Source organism: Tolypothrix sp. PCC 7712, from assembly GCF_025860405.1.
Lineage (GTDB): Bacteria > Cyanobacteriota > Cyanobacteriia > Cyanobacteriales > Nostocaceae > Aulosira > Aulosira diplosiphon.
Window position 1 is genome coordinate 1 of the sequence record NZ_CP063799.1, and the last position, 21,160, is coordinate 21,160.

24 protein-coding genes are annotated in these 21,160 nt (G+C 42.5%); 9 read left to right on the plus strand and 15 right to left on the minus strand.

Going from position 1 to position 21,160, the window contains the following annotated elements; genetic code table 11:
* Nucleotides 1-151: 151 nt before the first annotated feature.
* The 4 genes from HGR01_RS41450 (at nt 152) to HGR01_RS41465 (ending at nt 3,627) form a co-directional block, all read left to right on the plus strand.
* On the plus strand, nt 152-520 hold the full coding sequence (locus tag HGR01_RS41450) for a hypothetical protein (RefSeq protein WP_045873544.1): 369 nt from the start codon (nt 152-154) through the stop codon (nt 518-520).
* Nucleotides 521-579: 59 nt separating this feature from the next.
* Nucleotides 580-858: a hypothetical protein gene (locus tag HGR01_RS41455; protein WP_045873543.1), complete on the plus strand. Its 279-nt coding sequence runs from the start codon at nt 580-582 to the stop codon at nt 856-858.
* Between the two features lie 862 nt (nt 859-1,720).
* Complete coding sequence (locus HGR01_RS41460; protein WP_045873542.1) at nt 1,721-2,212, plus strand: hypothetical protein; 492 nt, start codon at nt 1,721-1,723, stop codon at nt 2,210-2,212.
* Nucleotides 2,213-2,616: 404 nt separating this feature from the next.
* Complete coding sequence (locus HGR01_RS41465; protein ID WP_045873541.1) at nt 2,617-3,627, plus strand: tyrosine-type recombinase/integrase; 1,011 nt, start codon at nt 2,617-2,619, stop codon at nt 3,625-3,627.
* A 229-nt stretch (nt 3,628-3,856) separates the two neighbouring features.
* Here the strand turns inward: HGR01_RS41465 and HGR01_RS41470 are convergent, their stop codons facing one another.
* The 13 genes from HGR01_RS41470 to HGR01_RS41530 all read right to left on the minus strand — a co-directional run bounded on the left by HGR01_RS41470 (nt 3,857) and on the right by HGR01_RS41530 (nt 13,558).
* Nucleotides 3,857-4,216 (minus strand): TRADD-N-associated membrane domain-containing protein, encoded by a 360-nt coding sequence (locus tag HGR01_RS41470; RefSeq protein ID WP_045873540.1) that lies wholly within the window; start codon nt 4,214-4,216, stop codon nt 3,857-3,859.
* 230 nt (nt 4,217-4,446) lie between these two features.
* On the minus strand, nt 4,447-4,770 hold the full coding sequence (locus tag HGR01_RS41475; RefSeq protein ID WP_155539570.1) for a hypothetical protein: 324 nt from the start codon (nt 4,768-4,770) through the stop codon (nt 4,447-4,449).
* On the minus strand, nt 4,757-5,197 hold the full coding sequence (locus HGR01_RS41480; protein WP_155539567.1) for a hypothetical protein: 441 nt from the start codon (nt 5,195-5,197) through the stop codon (nt 4,757-4,759). The genes HGR01_RS41475 and HGR01_RS41480 overlap by 14 nt, the downstream gene beginning before the upstream one ends.
* Nucleotides 5,198-5,254: 57 nt before the next feature.
* Entirely contained in the window at nt 5,255-5,611 is a 357-nt protein-coding gene (locus HGR01_RS41485; RefSeq protein WP_045873538.1) for a PadR family transcriptional regulator, read from the minus strand.
* Between the two features lie 263 nt (nt 5,612-5,874).
* Complete coding sequence (locus HGR01_RS41490) at nt 5,875-6,489, minus strand: hypothetical protein (RefSeq protein ID WP_045873537.1); 615 nt, start codon at nt 6,487-6,489, stop codon at nt 5,875-5,877.
* A 419-nt stretch (nt 6,490-6,908) separates the two neighbouring features.
* On the minus strand, nt 6,909-7,517 hold the full coding sequence (locus HGR01_RS41495; protein WP_045873536.1) for a PIN domain-containing protein: 609 nt from the start codon (nt 7,515-7,517) through the stop codon (nt 6,909-6,911).
* The gene (locus tag HGR01_RS41500; protein ID WP_045873535.1) at nt 7,514-7,984 is read right to left on the minus strand and encodes a hypothetical protein; all 471 of its coding nucleotides are present in this window, start codon (nt 7,982-7,984) and stop codon (nt 7,514-7,516) included. Before HGR01_RS41500 ends, HGR01_RS41495 begins: the two co-directional genes overlap by 4 nt.
* 309 nt (nt 7,985-8,293) lie before the next feature.
* A complete protein-coding gene (locus HGR01_RS41505) occupies nt 8,294-8,638 on the minus strand; it encodes a hypothetical protein (protein WP_045873534.1) in 345 nt (114 codons plus the stop codon).
* A gap of 243 nt (nt 8,639-8,881) precedes the next feature.
* Nucleotides 8,882-9,199 (minus strand): ribbon-helix-helix protein, CopG family, encoded by a 318-nt coding sequence (locus HGR01_RS41510; RefSeq protein WP_052335371.1) that lies wholly within the window; start codon nt 9,197-9,199, stop codon nt 8,882-8,884.
* Entirely contained in the window at nt 9,196-9,831 is a 636-nt protein-coding gene (locus HGR01_RS41515; protein WP_045873533.1) for an AAA family ATPase, read from the minus strand. Before HGR01_RS41515 ends, HGR01_RS41510 begins: the two co-directional genes overlap by 4 nt.
* Nucleotides 9,832-10,464: 633 nt before the next feature.
* On the minus strand, nt 10,465-11,301 hold the full coding sequence (locus HGR01_RS41520; RefSeq protein ID WP_045873532.1) for an alpha/beta fold hydrolase: 837 nt from the start codon (nt 11,299-11,301) through the stop codon (nt 10,465-10,467).
* A gap of 168 nt (nt 11,302-11,469) precedes the next feature.
* Nucleotides 11,470-13,125: a relaxase/mobilization nuclease domain-containing protein gene (locus tag HGR01_RS41525; RefSeq protein WP_045873531.1), complete on the minus strand. Its 1,656-nt coding sequence runs from the start codon at nt 13,123-13,125 to the stop codon at nt 11,470-11,472.
* Nucleotides 13,126-13,129: 4 nt separating this feature from the next.
* Nucleotides 13,130-13,558 carry a plasmid mobilization protein gene (locus HGR01_RS41530; protein WP_045873530.1) on the minus strand — a complete coding sequence of 143 codons (429 nt, stop codon included), beginning with the start codon at nt 13,556-13,558 and terminating at the stop codon, nt 13,130-13,132.
* A gap of 720 nt (nt 13,559-14,278) precedes the next feature.
* On the opposite strand from HGR01_RS41530, the gene HGR01_RS41535 reads away from it, so the two are divergent.
* From HGR01_RS41535 to HGR01_RS41550, 4 genes are all read left to right on the plus strand, one after another.
* On the plus strand, nt 14,279-14,779 hold the full coding sequence (locus HGR01_RS41535; RefSeq protein ID WP_045873529.1) for a hypothetical protein: 501 nt from the start codon (nt 14,279-14,281) through the stop codon (nt 14,777-14,779).
* On the plus strand, nt 14,776-15,603 hold the full coding sequence (locus HGR01_RS41540) for a hypothetical protein (protein WP_045873528.1): 828 nt from the start codon (nt 14,776-14,778) through the stop codon (nt 15,601-15,603). Before HGR01_RS41535 ends, HGR01_RS41540 begins: the two co-directional genes overlap by 4 nt.
* A 285-nt stretch (nt 15,604-15,888) precedes the next feature.
* Nucleotides 15,889-16,245, plus strand: coding sequence for a hypothetical protein (locus tag HGR01_RS41545; RefSeq protein ID WP_228045597.1), 357 nt, complete (start codon nt 15,889-15,891; stop codon nt 16,243-16,245).
* 28 nt (nt 16,246-16,273) lie between these two features.
* A complete protein-coding gene (locus HGR01_RS41550; protein ID WP_228045598.1) occupies nt 16,274-16,453 on the plus strand; it encodes a hypothetical protein in 180 nt (59 codons plus the stop codon).
* Nucleotides 16,454-16,615: 162 nt separating this feature from the next.
* Here the strand turns inward: HGR01_RS41550 and HGR01_RS41555 are convergent, their stop codons facing one another.
* Complete coding sequence (locus tag HGR01_RS41555; RefSeq protein ID WP_081584126.1) at nt 16,616-19,681, minus strand: plasmid replication protein, CyRepA1 family; 3,066 nt, start codon at nt 19,679-19,681, stop codon at nt 16,616-16,618.
* A 604-nt stretch (nt 19,682-20,285) separates the two neighbouring features.
* A complete protein-coding gene (locus tag HGR01_RS41560) occupies nt 20,286-20,480 on the minus strand; it encodes a plasmid partition protein ParG (RefSeq protein WP_045873526.1) in 195 nt (64 codons plus the stop codon).
* Between the two features lie 252 nt (nt 20,481-20,732).
* Here HGR01_RS41560 and HGR01_RS41565 point away from each other — a divergent pair, with 252 nt between their 5' ends.
* A complete protein-coding gene (locus HGR01_RS41565) occupies nt 20,733-20,981 on the plus strand; it encodes a hypothetical protein (protein ID WP_045873525.1) in 249 nt (82 codons plus the stop codon).
* Nucleotides 20,982-21,160: the final 179 nt, after the last annotated feature.

The window sequence follows — 21,160 nt, forward strand, 5'->3', positions numbered from 1 at the left end:
TAAAAAATCAATAATGCACCAAAAAAACACCAATTTGGTGTATATTAAGTATAGTGATACAACTTAGTGTGCTGTTTAAGGCAAAGCTACTTCATTGTTTTTTTGCTGCAAATGCCACATTCGTTCTTCCAATAGGAGGATTCGGAACGCCATGTCACATAAAAACGAAGCTTACTTTGCGTCAGAATCACATTCGACAAAGAGTAGAACGCAGTCGTCTGCCTCTATTCCTGCTGATGGTATTGATTCTGAGACGTATCCAAAATCTAATTCAAAAGCAGAGCAACCGATCATCCCACTAGAGGATGATTTACCTAAAGGTAAGCGTCTATCTGTTAGCTTCTCTAGCAGTGATGTAAAGAAGCTCGACTGGCTGACAAACTCACAGCAGATCACTCAAAATGAGGTGCTGAGGAAGGCGATTGCCACTGAGGAGTATATTCAGCGAGTCGTCCAAACCGGCTGCACAATTCTCGTCCGAAAGCCAGATGGCAGTATTGCAGAAGTAGTTTTTCGGTAATTTAGAAATCAATTTCTATCAACAACTACTCTTTACAAATTTAATGACGGTGCCACAGAATGAACAAGCCGTTTGAAAATAAACAGCCAGAGTTTGAAAGCTATCAGTCAAATGACGATAGCTTCAGTGATGATGAAGAACAACAGCTAAAAGATTGGGAACCGCAGGAAAAACCTTTTGATTTTAGTCCTCCTGGGAAATCAACTTCTGCCATTTTTTGGAAAAAAACTGTTGAGATTGTCAGTAGACCTAAAGTTAGGCGCATTGGAGCTGCGGTAGTTATATTGAGTGCTACCGCCTTGTTAATCTCTGAAGTAGCTAACGCAGAATCGACATAAACCCTAACGAAGTAGATACAAACGACGAGATGGCAGGATTGTAGCCGTGTGATACGCCGCTAATCAATCCTCCCTCTCTTACTTTTCGTTGTTTAGGGACTGATGTACTGATTCAGAAAAATTTTACCTCTCCCAATTTGGCGCAGATATAGCAAGATGCTGTTGGCGAAAGTGTTACGAACTCATAGACAAAAGTATTACAACTAAAAGCTGTAACGATAGATTCAAGGTAGGAGGTTACGTAATACTGGTATTTACCTATAACGGCAAAATAAACTAGAGTAGGTTTGTAATGATTGAAACAGGCGTAAATAAGTAAACCAAAATTTTCAACAATAACGAATTTACTAGGTTTGAGTTTTTGCTCTAGCTAGCTTTGCCACTCTAGGTATTTACAAGTATGGGGTGAAATGAGCAGGCGAACAGAAACTTACGCTAAGGAATTGATTAGCCATTTTGAATCTTGCGATCGCCACGGATAAGACTGTACCAATTGAAGTCTCTGAAATTTAGGAGCTTCAAACCCTTGCTGTGCCGTATTAAATTGTTGCACCAAATAATCTATAGGTTTTGTTCTGCGGCCATTTTATCCTTTTAAAACGGTCACCTTATCCTTTAAGCGACAACTTTATCCTTTAAGTTACATCAGTTGCGGCAATATTATGGGTTAACCGACATTTACTTTATCCTCTAACACTCAACTTCTACATCGCACCGCTACATCTACACCTATGGGCATGGTTTGAGGGCTTCGCAATGCTTTAGTCTTCATAGTTACCATTACAAATCGGCACTTTTAAATGAAAAGCTGCCTAGAGAAACCAAGCAGCAAGTTAATAAACACTAAGTCAATTCTAACCCCATGAACATCGAGCAAACAGTTAACATTCAAGTTAATGTAAATCCTCAAATTCACCAGAACTGTGAATTTAAATCTGCGTATGAGCATTTTGAAAGATTGCTCCATGTTGATGATAGTTATTTCAGTGGTCTAAACGTTGGAGAGATGCGAACTTACCGATTTAAGAATGGTGATGCTATCGTCTATTCCTTAGTTAGTGAAGCATCTAGCAATGGCATAAAAAACTATGTCATTGAAATTGAACATTTTATACCCAAGAACGCTTGGGAAGCTTTAAAACAAAACCAAGGACTATTTAAAAAGTGTTGGCGTATTCTTCAACGTGGGGTTGCTCGTGCTGACAGTTTTGAGTTTTACATACAGATTGCTATAGCAATTGGCGTTTTATCAATTCTATTTGCATCGAAGATTGTTTCAAGTGATGTGCCAGAGATAAAAAATCGTCCTCCCGTACCTGAACACCAAGCACCGAAGTTACCAGAGAACAAATAAATTGAGTGATAAATAAGTTTTAAGGGGCGTGTCGCTTACGATCAAGGTAAAGCAGATAACCCCATTAAGTACTTTGCGGCCCCAGAGAATCAAGACTTAGGCGTAGTTAAATATCTCCGAAAGCCAGTCTACAAACTGGATTTAGCCCCTTTTCCTACATCCTCTTGACAAAAGTGCAATCACTCTAACCTCTCACTGATGTTCCTGCCCTGTGTAACTTAAGCATGTACGCCGTCAGATGTTGCCAAAAGTTGATATCACTCGCTGATAGCAACGATTTATCAACCGACGCTATGGGAGCAAGCCGCAACCAGAGAAAAACCCCTTCACTGTACCCCAACAGCTGCATAATAAAGGACGGTATTGGAAACCACCATTCTCAATACCGTAGCTTGCGGGGAGTCATGAGCAAAGATACAGAACCAGTCGAGTTAGTTGTAGTCCAAAAATTAGAAAATGCCCTCAGTGCCAATATTGAGGCGTACTTTGCTGGTGTCATTGACTCTGAACCCGATGTTTTGGAGGAACTGCTGAAATCTAAAAATAGTGAGGGAACTCGTCGGGCTTACCGCAAAGATATCACGGATTTTTTTACGCGCATGACGGGACTGCGCCCGAATCGGGATTCTATCTTGGAGTTTTTACACCTGGACGGTCACAAAGCCACGCTGGTAGTGACTAAATATAGAGCCATACTTGCGTCAGCTGGATTAGCACCTAACACGATTAACCGCCGACTGGCGGCAATAAAATCTCTGGTGGCCTACGGGCGAAAGCTGGGGGTGTGCAACTATGCGGTGGATGTGGATAGTATTCCAGTGCAGGCTTACCGCGATACTAGCGGTGTCAGCGAACAAGAATTTTTGAGCGTAATTAAAGAGTGCGATCGCTCGACGTTAGTGGGGAAGCGGGACTATGCTTTGTTGCTGCTGCTGTGGGGTAATGCGCTGAGGAGAAATGAGGTCAGCACCTTGGACTTGAGACATTTTGACGGTACTAAGGGAACGCTATCAATTTTGAGTAAGGGCAAGCAAGTCCGAGAGACAGTTAATTTGCCAAAAGTCACTGTCATAGCGATTACTGACTGGTTGATTGCCCGTGGTGGCGATATGTCTTCGTCCCGCCCGTTGTTTACTTCGGTTGATTTTTATGCAGAAGGTCACAGGTTAACCGGGGATGGTATCTATAAAATAGTCAAACGCTTGTTTAAACGGGCTGGGGTTGAAAAACATATGTCGCCGCACCGATGCCGCCACAGTGCTATCACTGCTGTACTTGAAAAAACTGATGGCAATGTGCGTAAAGCTCAGAAACTCAGCAGACACGCTAAACTAAATACGCTCCAAATTTACGACGACAACCGCAATCGTGACCAACTGGAAATGTCTGAATTATTGATGGATGGGTTGGATTGAATACGTTGCCACTTGTTAGAACTTCAGTTCAATGGGTGCCAAATTGCAGAATCTTTCAGGGATGTCGGCTCAATGCCCAATAGCTCTATTTAGCAGAATTAAAAGGATCTAGAAAACGCTTCATTATTCAGTTAGATTTTGGCGATAGCAACCATGTGACAGGGACTTTCGCCCCGTTCGAGTAAACGAATTGTATCTGGTATCCTGGCAGACTCCCTATTGTAATTGACTACTCTTCTAAAAGTGTTTTTGCTGCCTCATCTAATCTTTGGTTGGCCTCTTTGAACAAATCAAAAGAGCGTCTGGTAGCAACGCCGGAAACAAGAGATATTGTTGCTGTTGCTACAGATGCCGTTATGTTTCCTTTCGACAATGAGACAGCAGTTAAAACACCAAAACTTCCAGCTACTATTGCTAGAGTAATAGCAGTGTTAAAGCTCCATTTAGCTTGTCGAGAGCGCTCTTCATACCATTGTTTTGAGATATCATAAGAGACTACAATACTCTGTGTTCTTGCTGTTGTTACAAGTTGGTTCATTGGTTTATCTTGCAAATGGGGTGTAATAGCAAATGAGTTTTTGTCTTGCATAGCTTGTTCATCCTTTCGTTGTGATTTTTGAAACCAGCCTGGTTATTTAGTAAGCTCTCAAGCAAGTGTTCTAATTTAGAGACTGTCAATCTACGTTATTCCTGTAGTTGAGCATTAATGCCAGTTGCTTAACCTGCTAACCCAGTTATATCAGCCTTTTTCATGGGTTTTGGTAGCTGGAACTCTTAAGAGTTCCGACCCATTTTGATCGATCTGACTTATTGGATTCTTTAACCTTGGTTTCTTTTGTAGGGCCACATATTTTCTACCTGAATTTGAAGGTAGGCTTTGAACATCCCTAACAAGTGAAAGCCAGTCATAATGTTGACCCATAGTTTAGGTTTTTTCTTCTGAACAAGTTGTTGATAACGCCAATCATTCAAGTCAGCCTGCCAATCCTCGGGAAGTAGACTAGCTAGAAAGCCTTTCAGTTCTACTAGTCGCTGTCGATTCCTCTGTTTTTGCACCAGAACTAACACAATCAAAAGTAGAACCAACCCTAGCAAGAACATTAAACCCAGAACCAACCCCAGGAACAGATCATGCGCTACCACAAACCCCAGAACCAACCCCAGTCCTATAACCAAAAGCAGAACCAACTCTAGCAGCAACCCCAAACACCGAAGCCACGGGCCGAAGATTCCATCCTTTGGGGCGAATGCCCATAACACCAAACAGAACCCTAGCCACAGTACCAGAAACAGTCCTAATCCCTGCCCTAACCCTAACCCTAGAACCAACGCCAACCCTAGAACCAACGCCAACCCTAGAACCAACACCAACCCTAGAACCAACCCCAGCCCTAGAACCAGGAACAACATCTGTAACAGCCCCATATTCAACGTTAGGCTCAACAGCAGTTTCTGCGGCTTTAGCTCCGGCAGTTTCTGCTTCAACGTTAGGCTCAACAGCAGTTTCTGCGGCTTTAGCTCCGGCAGTTTCGGCTGCTCCATCTCCGGCTGGAACTGCCGTTCCAGGCATTCCTGTATGAATTTTTCAAAATTGTCAAAATAAACTTCGTCTGATTGTTCCATCTGTTTAAGTTCCTTGCAGGCCAGGTTGACCTTGTGCTGCACCACGATTAGCTAATTTCTCGCGGTATTCTTGAACTTCCCTTAGCACGTTTGCTCCTAAACCCGTTACTTTGTAGTATTTACGCCTAGCTCCACCTGTTTCATCTTGCTCGTCACCCCATTTCCAACTAACTAATCCCTTCTTCTCAAGTCTGTTCAATGTAGGGTACAAACTTCCGAATCCAATTGGAATGGGTCTACCGTCATTTAATCCATCCAATATTTCCAGCCCATACATCTCTAATCCTCGTAGCAGAGTGAGAATATCCTCTTCTAAGGCTGAAAGCTTTACTCCATCTGTTTCATGCTTTTTTTCACTCATGTCTTAATATGACAATTCATCGCTTGTAATTAATATAGTACTATACAAACATATAAAACTATAAAATTATCAAAAATTCATTTTGATGCCATCCGTGAGAGGTTAAGGTAATTGCAAATTGTCACTTTGCAATCAGGTCTTTTTTGGACTTGAGGTGCGACCGAGCAATAAAGCTACGCAGTCGAACTAAAAAAGATGCTTGCAGCACAATAATTTCTGTTTGAATAAAATAGCGTTGCTTACTTTTTACTTAGTCCCTAAATTTATTTGGATTTTCTGCGCTTTCCAATCGACCACGCGACTTCTCCTCGCTTCCTAGTTCCTGCCCTGGTAAAGACAAAACCTGCATCTTCAAACTGTGTACCGTATCCGCGAACAGTAGAAGGAGATAATTTCAGTAGAGCGGCCAGTTCTTGAGTGCTGAGGAGCCAACCATTCTTATAAGCTTCTTCTAATGCTCTCAAGTGAGCAACTGGGTCAGGAGCTAATGCCGGAAGCTGGCGGACGATAGCGGGAATCAGCCTTGTAACCAAACCTTCAATCAGTTGTGGCAGTTGACCGAATTGACTGGCGGTCAGTCCGGTCACTGTTAACTGAGCGTCTCCCTGACTGGCAGACTCCGTGTAAGAATCAAAATCCTCCTGCTGAGTGCCTCCCTGACTGGCATAACGGTCAGCGAACTCCGCCATACTGCCTCCCGTTTTCATGTGAGTGTCTAGCAGATCCAGCAATTCTAACTGCTCTCCACTGATGTAAGACTTATTGCCAATTTTGGTTGGCTTGATGCCTAACCGATTTATGCGGTCATAGAGGACGGATTTAACAATTCCGTACTTATCAGGAAGCTGGGCTACTGGCACTCGGTCGATTTTGGTCATAGTCGGCGGTCAGACTGGCAGACTGTTTGGATAACAGCATAAACTTAGCGCTCTTAATTGGCAATTCGCGTAAAGCAGCATTGGGAAATGGACTGAAACGGTGCGCGTTTGCCTCTGGTGTCAGCGAAACCGATAAGTTCTATTATCGGTGATCGCTCCCTAGTAAGTTTCCCATATAACCAGGGGGCGATCACGCCTTTGGTGTTGAGGAAGCGGAGATTCATTCAGATTAATTTTGTTGCTAAATTGAACCAAGCACTCCTGTGTTTGGCGGTTATAAGTTGCTTGTGTCACTCTCCTTTCAACAAAACGCAAACTTTAAAACTCTGCTTGGGGTCATACAACTCCATTGCTTTACTCCTCAAGCCATCCACTCTGCATAAGCGTTTCCCGAATTCGTCAACAGTATTCTTTGGGGTTTACGGTGATAGACGCGATTGAATGAAAGCATAGCCATGATCAAACCTTGGTATCATCCTGCAATTCAAGCTATTGAGTTCATCAACGATGTCAGGACTATCAAAATCTTTGGAGTTACGATTAAGAAAACACGCTGAAAGGGGTGAATGTTGACGCAGATGGGTAATAACTGAAGCATAGACAAGAGCATCTTGAGGGCTGAGATCATAAGGACTTTCACAAGCCGCTGCCTCAGAAAGAATGTCGGCAGTCAGGGGAATGACTTGGGCAATTTTTAATAGCCGCTCCCGATACTGCACAAAGCGATCCCTTTCTTCCTCATTACTTTGCACCAACAATAAAGAAATGTCTTGAATACTGCGGATACGATTCATGTAAGAGGCTGTGCGCGATAGTTGCCGCAACTCAAGATCGAGGGCTTGTTGGATATCCTTGCGGTTCCTGGCTTGGCGACTGAGTTTTTCATGAGGTTCAGCTAGACTATAGGCTGGAATGACCAGTTGACCATGCCCTGCTTCACATAGCTGCAAAATTTGTTCGCAGCTGGTACACTGTTCCTGTTGAAAGGCTAGTTCCAGAACAAAGTTAGTTTCAACGTAAATATTCACGCAGCAGCCGTATGCTCGAATTTCCCTCCCGTTATAGCATCATACAGCCCTGATTCTATCAGCCATTGTTGCGATGTATCGGTATCCTCAAGGGGTTCGGACGCATGAATGATTTTCCCTAGCCACGATGCCACAATCAGTTCAAAGCTCTCACCACTGATTTTGTCCTCACTTACTCCAGCCTGTTCAAAATAAGGCTGAAGAATAGGGCGGGCATCAATACTGTAATTTGGTTCGCTCTGCTTGAGTTGGTCATCAGCACCCGTCCATAAATAGAAGCGATCTGGAAAGACCATCAGGAAATAAGGAGCTTTCGGAAAAGTACCGTGGGCGAGAATATTGCGTCGGAGCTGTGCAGCCCACTCTCTTGAGGCATTACGTTTAGTCTTCACCTCGACAACAAGCATCCGTTGACCACTACGGTCATCAACGGACAAATCCCAGTTACTATCTTCCTTGGAAAACATAAATAAAATGTACTTTATAAGAATAAAATCTATTTTACAGACTGATTATTTTAAAACAGGCACAAGGTACTCGACCTGAGCCATTACTTCAACTAAAAATAGATTTCCAAGCCAGTATCTTTGCTTCTTTCGCCCCTTATAGTCGGCATTTGGGATTTTGACAACATCAGAGCGAAATGCAATGACTGTAAGGTATCCAAGCAAAAATTAACCCCAATCGCGATCGCCATCTGTGATGTCGTGTTATATGGGGAAGACGACATTACACTCTTGGGGGACTGTCTAGTGATCGCTTTTAACCATCTCAAACTACTCAAGCAGCAGAAGCTTTTCAACCAAAACTTTTTGTCCAGGGTGGAAATTAGAACAGTCTAACTTAGTCTTTAGTCGGAAATTCAACAAATCATAGCTAGGTTCCCCATTTGGATGACTTGCCCTTGGTGGAATATCGAGTGCTTCGATTGGACAACCGCCAATTGTGGAATCTGGAGTTACTCTAAAATTCAAAAAAGGTAACTCAAGGTGCTTGACTACAATATTCCGCAAATTACGAGAATGCTGAATAACAAGCTCCACTTCAACTTCGATCGCAGCTAGCAACTCCATGTTCTCTACACTTAGATCCTCAACATTGATACTTCTACTAATAGCCATAACTTTTTGGGCATTTGGTGCATTTTTATGTACCAGTTTAAGCCCTACTATTTAAAACCCAATCACAGTCGCTTCTAGCAGTTCACTTGCGAATGAAACTAGCAGACCACTGATTGAAAAATATACAGTATCAGGTTGAATATCTGCCCAATTATCGGGTAAAGCTTCCATTAAATTAATACTGAAAGTGAAAGCACAATTTATTTGAGTTAAGTAAGTCAGTTAAGTAACTGAGTTGCTTAACTACTCAATATTAATTTCTTCAAATGCTTGCTCTAGAAGGATTCTCAGAATTTCTGATTTCTTTCTACCAGTTCGATTAGCGAGGTTAGTTAGCTTTTTGTGCATATCTGGAGACAAATCCAAACTAACTCGAATAGGTTTTTCTTGACGGGGTGAATCCTTAGTTAATTTGTCTAATAAGTCACTTGATTCTTTTTCTAAATTCTGCTCTGACTGTCTAGGTTTTTTAGAATCATCCGCAGGTTTACCATTTTCTTCTTCTCTACCAAAGATAAATTTATCAAGTTTCTCGTTTAATGGTTTTCGTTTATTAGTCATTTAAGTAAACTCCAAATTTCTTGGCATAAGGAATCAAATTCTTCGGCAGCTTCTTTAGCCCCTTTCATTGACCAAACAGTTGTATCTTGAGAAAAAGAATCAGCAATAGCTTGTCGATTGTGAATTACAGTTTTTAATAAGTTGACCCCTGGTATTTCATTTAAAAAAGCCAGTGCTTCATTTTTTAGCCGAGTATTTTTAGCAGCACGAGAAAGAAATATTGCAGGCAGAGGTAAACCACCAGATATTTTTTGGGCTGATTTAATTAAGCGAATTGCCTCACTTGCAGAATGTAAATCTAATCCTGTTGGTTGAATCGGAGTTACTGAGACATTTGATAAACATAAAATTGCGCGTGTTGATTCAGTAACATTCGGCGCTCCATCTACAACTACAAACGCATAGTTTTCTGCCAAAACTGGCAGTTGTTCAATTAAGTCATTTGCATCAATAATTTTGGATGTCGGGATGACATTAGCAAGGGCGGACATCCAAAAAGAACCACTCGCTTGAGCATCAGCATCAATGAAATGGACTTTTTTACGTTTTCTATGCAGCCAAAAAGCAAAATGCACGGCAGCAGTAGTCTTGCCGCATCCTCCTTTTTGATTACAAAACGAGATCACTGGCATTTAAGGAACTCAATTACTTAACTTATTTGAGTATAAGCGTCAGCAATGTCAGATGCTATACATTTGTGAACAATGGGCTTCACCAATAGGTGAGATGTACTAATAATCATTTGATTAACTTAATTACTTAACTTAGTTACTTAATTAAGTTCTATATATAGAGTAAAGGCAATGATATTGAAGGTAATATGAATATTTTATTTATGAATATCAGTATAAGTAAGAAATAAAAGTAAGAAAAAGTTTGATAACTAAGCTGAAAAGCTTTGTTGACAAGGGTTTGGAGAGGAGCGACCGCGCAAGGAAGTTGCGACATAATGGCTCTCACAAACCTTATAGGTAAAGATATTGAGCGAACTAATCAAATTTTTCTTAACTCAGTTTCTTACTTGCAACAAAATCTATAAGTAATTGATTGATTATTGATAGTAAAGCATAGGTTTATTTCTATATAGAACTGATACTAATATTTAAGAAGATTTAAGAACTCGTTGCAATTAGGCGGCGATAGCGGCAACGAGTTCGTCTTTCAACACGACTCATCGACTAAAACCCCTAGAACGAAGCGCGAGTTTTCAAATCGCCGCTTCATTGACTTGTTAGCTGGCTGGCAACCGTCAACCAATTCAAAAATTATGATAGAAACTCTAGAACTAGCTGATTGAATTTTTGTGGATGCTCGATTGGACTCCAATGACCGCACTCTTCAATAATCTCCAACTGAGCATTAGAAATAATCTTAACGGCATTCTGAGCATGGATTACAGGAACCATCGGATCTTGTCTGCCCCAAATAATTAGGGTCGGAACCTCGATAGTATGCAATCTGTCAGCAATTGACTGATAGAATTGCCCCCAGATATTAAAGTTTGAACGACCTAGATTTAATGTTGCTTCTGCTGCTCCTGGAAGCGTTGCCATTTGATAAAACTCTTCGACAATTTCATCAGTGATTAGTTTTGAGTCGTACACTGCCTGTTTACACAACATCGCTACACCTGATTTGCTTGGTGAACTAAACAACTTAGCTAAACCAGGAATTGTGGTAACTCGAAGCAGAAAATTAAGTTCTTTCCCTAGACCCGCACTGCCAACCAGAATTAGTCGCTCAACTAATTGTGGGAAGTTCAACGTTAAAGTGAGTGCTACTCCACCGCCCGCAGAAGTTCCAATCAAATTTGCCTTGGGTATCTCTAAAACCTTCATGAAATCTCGCGTGAACTGAGCCATGAAGTCAAAGGTGTAATGAGCAGCATCGGGTTTATCGGAACGACCTGCACCCACCATATCAAACGCATAAACGCGATGATGTTTGGCTAATTCAAGGATATTGTACTTCCACAACTCAATGTAGCCGCCACCACCATGAAGCAAAATGACCGTGCTGCCTGAATCTCCCGCTTGCCAATATCGGGTATTTACAGAGCCGACTTTGACATACTGATCTTGCAATTGTTCAGCTTGATTCATCTCAACCTTACCAAACTGTAACTTGGACTTCAATTTCTTCTGTCTCAAAATTTCACTGTTGCAGTTTCAGTATGGCTTGTAAAGTAATACCAATGAAATGTAATAGTTTTTACGGTCAAAACTGTGCTAAAAATCGCCATTGGTTCTCAATTCTGTCCCCTGCATTGTTTATAAGGATAATCCTCTATCTCTAGTTCTTGATTGCTGTTGTTCTTGCTCTATATAGTCAAGCAATATCTGCTCGGCTTTTTGCCAAGTCTCAATATCTGACGGCTTTACTTCACCTATATTCACTATGGAATACTCAATCTCACTTTGAGGGTTACGGTTGACTTGGACACGAAATACCTCACCTCGTTCATCATGAGTAAACACTAATTCTCTACCCTGTTTTGACAGAGTAGAGTGTTTAAACTTCAGGCTATCTTTACCAGTATCTTCGATTAAGTGATTGATTAACTCCACACCTACGGGGACAGCTATAGCTAATAATTCTTGTTTTAATTGCTGTTGTTCTACTCGTTGTCCTTCAGGTGATGGTTGCTGTTTGGCTAACTGATTTTTAGCAATCAATACTAATGCTCTGGCTTCTTCTTGATTCCAATTAGCAGGGCTGGCTTTGAGTATTTCTGCAACTTCTGGGTCGGTTTTCCCATCTTTTATGGCTCTGACCGCTACTTGTTTATCTCTGTCTGTGACCAATTCCTTCTCTAATTCTAGGCTGTAATGCCTGTATAACTCTAATGATTGACCCTGGGTTATTGGGGCTTTAATTGACGGTATAGCCTCGGATTGTTTGGGGATTATTTCCTGATTATCTGTAGTTATATTAGATGTTTTTTGCTCTATTATTGGCTGATTAATTCGCGGAATTGGGGCTGATTCTATGAGGTCAATGAGGCGTTTAATTTCTGCGTCATCTCGTAATGGTTGATAATTTACGCCTAATTCTGTCTGAAGTTTACTAAATGAGCATTTGTATTTATTGAGATTACCTCCCTGTTTCCACAGTAGTCGGGGCGAACCATCTTCATTAACTGAGCCGATATCAATACCAAACTTAATGCCTCTGACTCCGCCATTATTGTAATAACTAATGATGGCTTTGACTTGATGCTCTGACCATAATCGCTCAATAAACTCTGGCATTGTGGGTTTATTCACTGCTACTTTTTCAATCGCTCGGCGCATTATTTCTTCACCAGGAAGCCCCATACTCTCGACCCGTTCCAGTTGGTTTCGAGTCATAGCTTTCCGTTTACTTTCCCAACTACTCTGTACTGGAGTTAGCTGAAATTCTCGCTCTAACAGTCGGGCTGAGTGTTCCGAATGGGCGTAATTATTCCAGGTACGAATGGATTTACCGTCTAGGTTATTGACTCTAGATGCAACGATGTGGGTGTGGTCGTGTTTTTTGTCTGAGTGTCGGGCTATGAAAAAGTCATAGGCTGGTAGTTCTGTTTCTATAAATTCATCAACTAGCTGGTTTAACTTGGTGTCAGATATCCTTTTATCAGGTTGTTTGACTTGGGCTTCATCACCTTTTAGCCGTGATAGCACAATGACATTTGCAAAGTGACGTTGAGAAAGATTAGCTAATTCGTCATCATTTAAATCTCTGTCAATTTTCGGTACACTGAGCATAAGGTGATAACAGGGGTCTTTTAGTTGGGGGTTGAGGTGGGCTGATAGGGTGAACTGCTCTACTAATTTATCGGTGATTCTCCCGTACATATTGCCGCCAATAATCTGGGCTTTCTCTTTCTCTAGTACGTATTTGGTAGTGCCACGAAATGATTTATTGGCTTTAATTTTGGTAATCATTTCGCTAATCCTCGTCTGGTATTGGCTGAGATAGGCTGGCGTGAGTTTCTTCTAATAGGGCTATTAGTTCTTTGATTGTTTGCAGATATTCTTTGACGTTACTGGTGAGAGGTTGGCTACCAATCTTTACTGCTTCGTTGATGGCTTTGGTTTGTTGGTTGAGGTTATTCCCAATTTTTTTTAGTTCGTAGATAGTCTGTCTGTTGACTTCAGGGATAGTCAATTTTGGTTGGGGTAAAGGGTAATCAAATAATCTCGCTCTAATATAGTCACTCTGCACCACTCCATTGCATCGTTGTTCTAGCCTAGTTTTTTCGGCAGTGCTTACCCTAAAGGTAATGGTTATTTCTCTCTTTGTATCTGGCTCTACTATCCGATTACTTAGTGCGTCAGCTAGTTGATTACTCAGGTTGGTGCGTGGGTTTGGCTGCATAACTGGGACTTTTTATATTTGAATTTTTATTTTTTAACCGGGTGATTTGCTGTAGCTGCTATGGCACGAAGTGCCGCGCAGGTAGGCGAATCACCCGGAACTTTTTGGACTCCTTTACCCCTTGACAATACCTCTTTAAAGGGGGTTTGGGGGACACCCCCAACAAGCAATGAACGCCTCTTTTACCGCAGGTAAAAGCAGCGCGGAGCGCGTTAAGGCGTATTGCTTGCCTCTGTCTTCGCGACGGGGTTGGGGTAACGAGAACCACGGGGCTACACGCGGATTTGGGGGAGTACGTGACTGTGGGACACTGCGGGTAAAGTGGATGTGCTGCCCTGTGTAACTGGAGTCATGGTCTGTTAAACAATCTGGTGAGAGATGGGATTCTGCTGGGCTTTAATGACGCTGTTACTGCTTTTTTACACTAGTCTACTGTACTTATCGAGTAACTTCTTTTTGTTTCTTTTCGTCACATGACAACAAGAATCTTAAAGTTTCTTGTGAGAGAGTTTTCTTACAATGGGATAATTTGTTACTAACTAAAATTAGGGTGTAGAAGCTAGGAGTTAGAGAATAGGGTGTGGGCTATAGAGAAAAGTGCATCAAATCATCTTTTTTTTTACACCCTGTGCCGTTACCTACATGGTTAAATCCCATCATTGAATTGAGGGGAATTCCTACACCCTACACCCTATACCCCACACCCTCATTAACCTAACTATGCCCCGTAAACCTAAAGCTGTTCCTTTATCCAAAGTAGAAGATATCCAAGCTAGTCTTAAACAAAAGGCGGCTACTCCGAAAACTATCAGTCTGGAAGAGTTGGTTAAAAGTTTGGCTAAACCTATTCAGGATATGTTGGACGCTGGCTACTCCTATGAGGATGTTGCTGAGGTTTTCAAGGGGCATAGTGTGGAACTAGCGGCTAGTGGTATTAAGAGTTTTCATAAAAGGGCATTAGCATCTACTGCGTCAAACAACAGTCATCCTGAGTCTACTGCTACTGTTTCTGATTCAAACTCTGACTCTGATTTAACTTCTGTAGACACTGCAACTAATGATGGTGTCTCACCGATTGAGTCAGATGTAAATTCAGATGGTTTATCGGCAGACTCTGCTGTTGAGTTATCACATGAATCTAAACCTCAAACTACTAAAAGGAAAAAAGCTGGGACTAAGACTCAATCCCAGTTCAATATCACTGATAGGAGTGATTTATGAAACGCATTGTGATGATTTTGGGCGGTAAGGGCGGTACTGGTAAGACTGCTTTTACTCGTTTACTTTTGGATGTAATGCATTCGTTGGGAATTAATTATCTAGCTTATGATGCTGATACGGAGAATCCAGAACTCTATGAGTATTATCAAAGTTTTGGCTCTGGTGTCCGGTTGTTAAACTTTATCGAAGTGGCTGAAGCGAAGAGATTTTTTACGGAAGTAAAAGCCGATACTCCTGATGTGGTTGTGGTAGATATGCCAGGGGCTAGCGGGAATAAAACTAGAGAGATTATTGGGAAGTTTGGGTTGTTTAAGATTGCTGGGGATTTGGGTTATCGGGTGACTCTGGTGACGGTGTTGAATTTGGGTTATTCAGTGATTACTAGCTTGAAGGCAATGTTGGAGTTCTGCGGTAATCAGGCTGATTATGTGGTGGTAAAGAATCTGTGTTGGGATAAGGGGTTGGGTTTTCTACGTTGGGAGAATAGCAAGACTAGGGCAACTATATCAGAGTTACAAGGCATTGAGATTGAGATGCCTGAGTTGGAGTATTCAACTTTTGATATGTTGATTGAGAAGGGTCTGCCTTATTCGGCGGCGACGGAAGAGAATGGTTTTCCGTTTGGGGATTATCTACTGGTGAGTGGGTTTTTGGATCTGGCTAAACCTGAGATTGAAAAGGCTGAGGTTTATTTAGGGTTGCAGACATCTCAGAGTAATAAGCCAGAGAAGCAGGAAACTACGTCATCAAAAGCAAAGGCTTCAGGCCAGTCAAAAGTAACTGTGTCTTCTTCTCGTCGGGGTCAGAAGAAAGCTACTGAGTAATGACGGTAATAGCAATGACGGATAGATAAGAAATCAGAGGTTTGGGCTTGATATAGGGTCAGGCTTTGGCTACACCATGCCCCAAAAAAGTAATCTTGGTACGTGAGTTATGAATAATAGCAACGGCAAGAATAATAACAACTCCTCTACTGCAAATAACAATTCAGTAGAGTTCAGTGAATTAGGAGAAGTTAAAACGGCACTGGGCAGATTATATAAGGAATTTGAAAGTTTTAAGCAGTCGCAAAAAACTGAACGCGAAAGGGATAGGGCGGAGTTACAAGCATGGGCACAGACGAATCTTATTCAGAATCAACTTCTCAGCAAGGCGATGGTGACTATCGAAATGCTGACGACGGAATTGAAGACTCAGAATCTCTCCTCCAACGAGTTAGAGAAGAACAATGCAGATTTAATGCAGCAATTGACTCTCTTCATGTCGCAGTTACAGAATACTCCCACATCGTCGCCCATGTTAGAGAACTTAGAGTTCAAAGGACTGAGGAGCGAAGTCGCCGCGCTCAAGTCGAATTGGAACGACCTAGTGAGTCACACGAACAGGTTGACTACAGTGATTCAAGAGTTGAGGAATACTCCACCTCCGAAACCTATCACGATAGAGAAAGAGGTTTATCGCTCTGAACCTATCAGTAAATATGGCACGATTGGCATGTTTACAGCTTTTTCTACTTTGTCGATTTTTTTTATTCTTAATCTGTTTATTCCGGTGAGGATATCAGACGATATCCACGACTATTTACAAGCTATTTGGCAGCGTACTGGCTTTACTAATACCAAGCTACAGCGGGTTGAACGCTATCTTGGTACTGACCCTAAGCGGAGAAAATAAGCTAGGGGATCTGAGGAGGCTCTTGAGGCTGGGGGGGAAAGAAACTTACTGTTTAATGGCTCTTCTCTCCCCCCGCTCCCCCTGCTACCCCAGCTCCCCCTGCTCGCCTTAACAGATAAATTTCTTAACCAAGTCGGGGGGTCAAGGAGCCGCGAGATGTTATCAAAGGGAGTTAATGCCTGAGTTAATGCCTTGTGGTTCCTGCTTTATCTGTGTTGAGTTTACTTGATTGTCCAATGGATCTGTTATCTCTATAGATACCGTTAGTGGACGTTTATCTGGTGGGGTGACTTGGGTAAATTGGGGTGAATCTTTGGCTAACCAATAACGGAAAATAGCATCGCGTCCATCATCGTCACCAACCACACGGTAAATTCGCTGGCGTTCGCCGCTGCCATCTCGACCGAGATATTCTAGTTTAAGTCCTATCTTTTTGAGCAAGCGCCGCAAAATTACAACTGGGCTATCTTGGTCATTTAGGGTAATACCTAGCACGGTTTTTACTTGCCACTTAAAGTGCAGCGCATGGTTAGCCATTGTGATTAAATCCTCATCATTTCCCCGCAGTTCTCGGTCAGTGGGGAGAAAATTAGGGATGCCTAACACTTCTAATGCTGTAATGATTAAACCAAGTTGACCGCCGTTAAAATCTGGTAGCCAGGCGCTTTTAGCTTGCAGCATTTTTTCACCTAACTGTCGGTCTCGTTCGCTGACAAATTTTCTGCCAACTGTCAGATAATAATGTAGTTTTAGTTGGGGGTAGTAGCCGTCATCGTCCTTTGCTACTAGTTTGGGGGTAATGTCTACACCGTAACGTTGCTGTAAATTATATTTACGTTCTTGGTAGCGTTCTGAAGTGGTTTTTGTGCGTTGCTGTTGCAGTGCCTCATATTTGGTTTTAGTCATTTCCTCTATGTCAGCATCAGCTATGGCTTCACATTCAGCGCTGTAAACTGATTCTTTAACGGCGGTGATTTCGTGAAGTAATTTGTCAGCATTTTCGCTGTCGGTGGCATCGATAATCAGATGGCCTTCTTCGCGTAATCCTTCCAGCACGGCATCACGGTAGGCTATCATTCCGGTGTTAATCCGACAAGCCATTTTCCCCCAGACGTTTAAGGCAGTGCGGTTAATGTCGATTTCATCGTTGATAATTAATGCCGCATTTTGCAGCAGCTGCAAGTTAGCTTGAAAGCGTTGATGTTCGCTGGCTAAAAGTGATTTCAGGTTAATGGCACCGTTGCCGATTTGTCCTAAGCCATGCGGTGCTACCCAAATATGGCGCGGCACATCTTCACGTACACGGGCTAAAGCTTGCCGGGTGGAATTTTCGGCGGCTACGCCCTGGAAGCATCCCCAAACGCTGGTAAAATGCCCTTTGATGTCAATGCTGACTCCTGTGCCAATGGATGGGGAGACGATGACAATATCATAGGCTAGTAGCACTGTATTCAGGTGGCTAATGCAGCCGTAAGCGGGGTGTTGGGGGTCGGCAATTGTTTCTGAGTCAATGCGAAGTATTTTGAGGAAAGGGAATTGTTTGTCTAACCTGGCTGCTAGTACTTTTGTTCCCCACTTGGATTTAGCTTTTTGTCCATCCACGGCGATGAAAACTCTGCCGCCGTTTTGAATTTCGCTTTCTAGGGCGGCTAACCAGTCAACTGGATTTTTTTGGTTGTAGTTGTGGATTTTCCAAGGTTTACCTTTCCAGGTGTTGACGACTATCCAAGGTTTAATGTTGACATTGGCTAAACCTGTGACTAGTTCTACTGATAAGTCGGACAAGTCGGCATCGGCGATGATCACTTTACCGCGTCCAGGGGAAAGGGCGTTTTTGAGCAGCTGGGACAGTTGTTTGAGGACTTCTACGCGATGCTTTTTCACTTCGGTGGCGGCGGTGAGGGCGTGCCAAATAACTTGCTCGGCTTCGTCAATGATCACTAGGGGTTCTCTCCAGTTGATGGCGTTAAATTTGGCTTGGCTATGGGGGTGTAAGCTGTCTACGCACAGGGCAAAGCCAAGTAAGCTGCCGGTTTCGGAGTTTCTGACTTCGGTGACGTAGGGGATACCTACTCTGTCAGCGATCGCTTGGGCTAACTGAACTCTGTGGGATAACAGGATGACGGGTTGACCGTTGGCGATTGCATCTGCGACTATGGGGGCTAATGATTCAGTTTTGCCTGTGCCTTTGGGGGCTTTTAAGCCAATGAGTTGGGCGCTATCTGGGATGGGCAGGTGGCCTAAGTATTGCTGATTGAGAACTAGGGCGGCTTCATAGGATAGGCGGCTGTATTGTTTAGCAAGCCATTGTTCAAGGGTTTTAGCTGATGCAATTATTTCTTGGGCTACAGCTGGCCCCCGGAAGGCGATGAGGTCGTCAATGCCTTTTTCTGGGTAATTCCATTCTGTAACTTGGATTTGACCGCCGCACTTGGTTAACAGTTTGGCAGTTTGGGCGATGGCAATGTTCACCCGTTGCACTGTTTCTGGTTTGGTGTCGTGGTCAAAGCAGATGGTGAAAACACGCCCCAGTGTGGCGAAGTGTTGCAGCTCTGGAATCAGATGTTTTTCGCCTATGAATTGCCCAAATTCATCTTTGGGGCTGCGGTAGCCGCCGTTGACACCAGGGAGCGCGATTGCGGCATAGCCCAAAGTAAGTAACGCCCCGGCTTTTTTGGCTCCCTCACAAATTACAATTGGGATGTTATATTTCCATACCCAGTGCCAGAAACCATTAGCTTTATCTTCATCGCTGATGGATTTTTCATAGCGTGCGGCTACACTAGCCCAAATGTAATCCGGTACTGCTAGGAAGAATGCCCGTGTTGGCACTCGCAACGGATGTTCGTATTTGATGACTTTATGGACTTTGTTCGGATCTCGCCTGGGGCGATCGGGCTTCATGCAGCCCCACTGCATTGAGCTTTCATCGTTGAGTGGGTCAATGCCACTGCACCACCAGGAAAGTCCTTCGATGTGGCGATATTTCTTTAATACAGAGTCCCTAAGTCTTCCGTCGTTACGGCGGGGGATGTTTTGACCGTAGAACAGATAGTCATAGGCGGCTGTGCCTGAGACTGAAATAACGTTTAATTCAATAATTCCTGGGTCAACGGCACTGGCTAACCATTCATTCCAGTGGGTTGCTTCTATGTGAGAGGGGCGGGAGATGATCTCGATCCTCTCTGTGACTTCTATTTGTTGAAGTCCACAGCTACTATTTTTCACAGCTTTTTCCCTCAAAACTTGGCTTTCGTGCCTTTGGAGGGGTTTATTGCGCTGCTATACCTTATATCTATGAGATTTACTGTTTTGCTTATTTAGAATCTTTTTGGGCAAAAAAATTGATAAATTTTGGGGCAAAATTCGGCAGTGAAAATATAGAAATTTCCACAGGAACTCATATAATATGAGTAAGCAGCGCGGAATAATCTCTTTCGCCAATCAGTGGTTAGAGCTTCCAACTACCAATCCACTTTTTTGGTTCTCTAGAGATAAACCCCGCTTCTCAATATTTGAAATATTTAATTTTCTCTGTCGGGCAAAGCGTTCACTACTTAGTGACTCTTTGTCCTTTTAATTTTTGGGGCTGTTGTATATTTACCTCCGTTGTATGTTTAATTTGAATTCTTGCCCGATCTTACAGAACTTATAGTCCTGTTTGGTATAACAAGACTTGTTTTTTTACTTGAAATTACTTAATAAAAGTTGATAGTTTTTCGAGCAATTGAGGTTCTGCAAGTTGTTTTTATTCCTGCAACCTCACCTCAAACTTAAAATGGGGAAAAGTAACAGGAGTCAAATTTATTATATAGCTCTAATACTCTAAAATTTAAGCTGAATTTTTCTTGCCTCTTCTTGTAAGCCAGTCTTTAATCAAATCCCTGACTACATCTTCCATAACCAAATCATCTTCCGTGCAAGCAAGCTTAAAAGATTTGTGTAGTTCTCGTGGCACTCTGGCACGGACATAAACAGGGTCATCTTTATTGGTTGATGGTCTTCCTGGTTTTTTCTTTTCCTCCATAGCTCAAATACTCATTAATTAATTTTCTTAATTATCGCCAAAGTATAAGAAAATATCATTTTGGAGTATTAGAGTATGTGAGTATTCGAGCTATAGTAAATATGTAAGCCAAAAGTAGTCACCCAACAAAGGCAATAGAAGCCAGAAAGTGACATTATGGCTTGCCCAAAACTGGATGTGCGAATTTAAGGCGATAAGCGCCTCTAAATTCTCGCAAGCCAGAAAAATCAAGACTTTTAAAAATTCTGAACCATGACAGCTACATACACCAATGCCAATTCTTGGCTCAGTCAAGCATCTTCGCTTGCCAATTCTGGACTAAATGCCCTCATCGCAGGTAAAGACCCCGGTGCCGGGTACGGCAAGGCCATCTACGGTGATTTTTCTGTGATGATGCCCGCCGCTAACTCGCTAGTTCGCAACCGCAACATCCACCTTCACGAAACCATTTCCAAAGATGGGTGCTGGGTGCGTTATGTAGAAGTGCGATTCGTTAGCTAGAAACTAGGCTCCGTAAGGATTCTAGGGGATTAGCTGCTAGGTAATAGCCTAGATAACTGAATAACAATGTAGGTGTGAATCCTACCCCTCAAGTGCTGAGGTGAAAGCCCTTTCCCTACTGTAGAGACTAGCCATCAATCGGTAAAGCGGGAATGAAAGGCGCTCTTACTGGGAGCCTA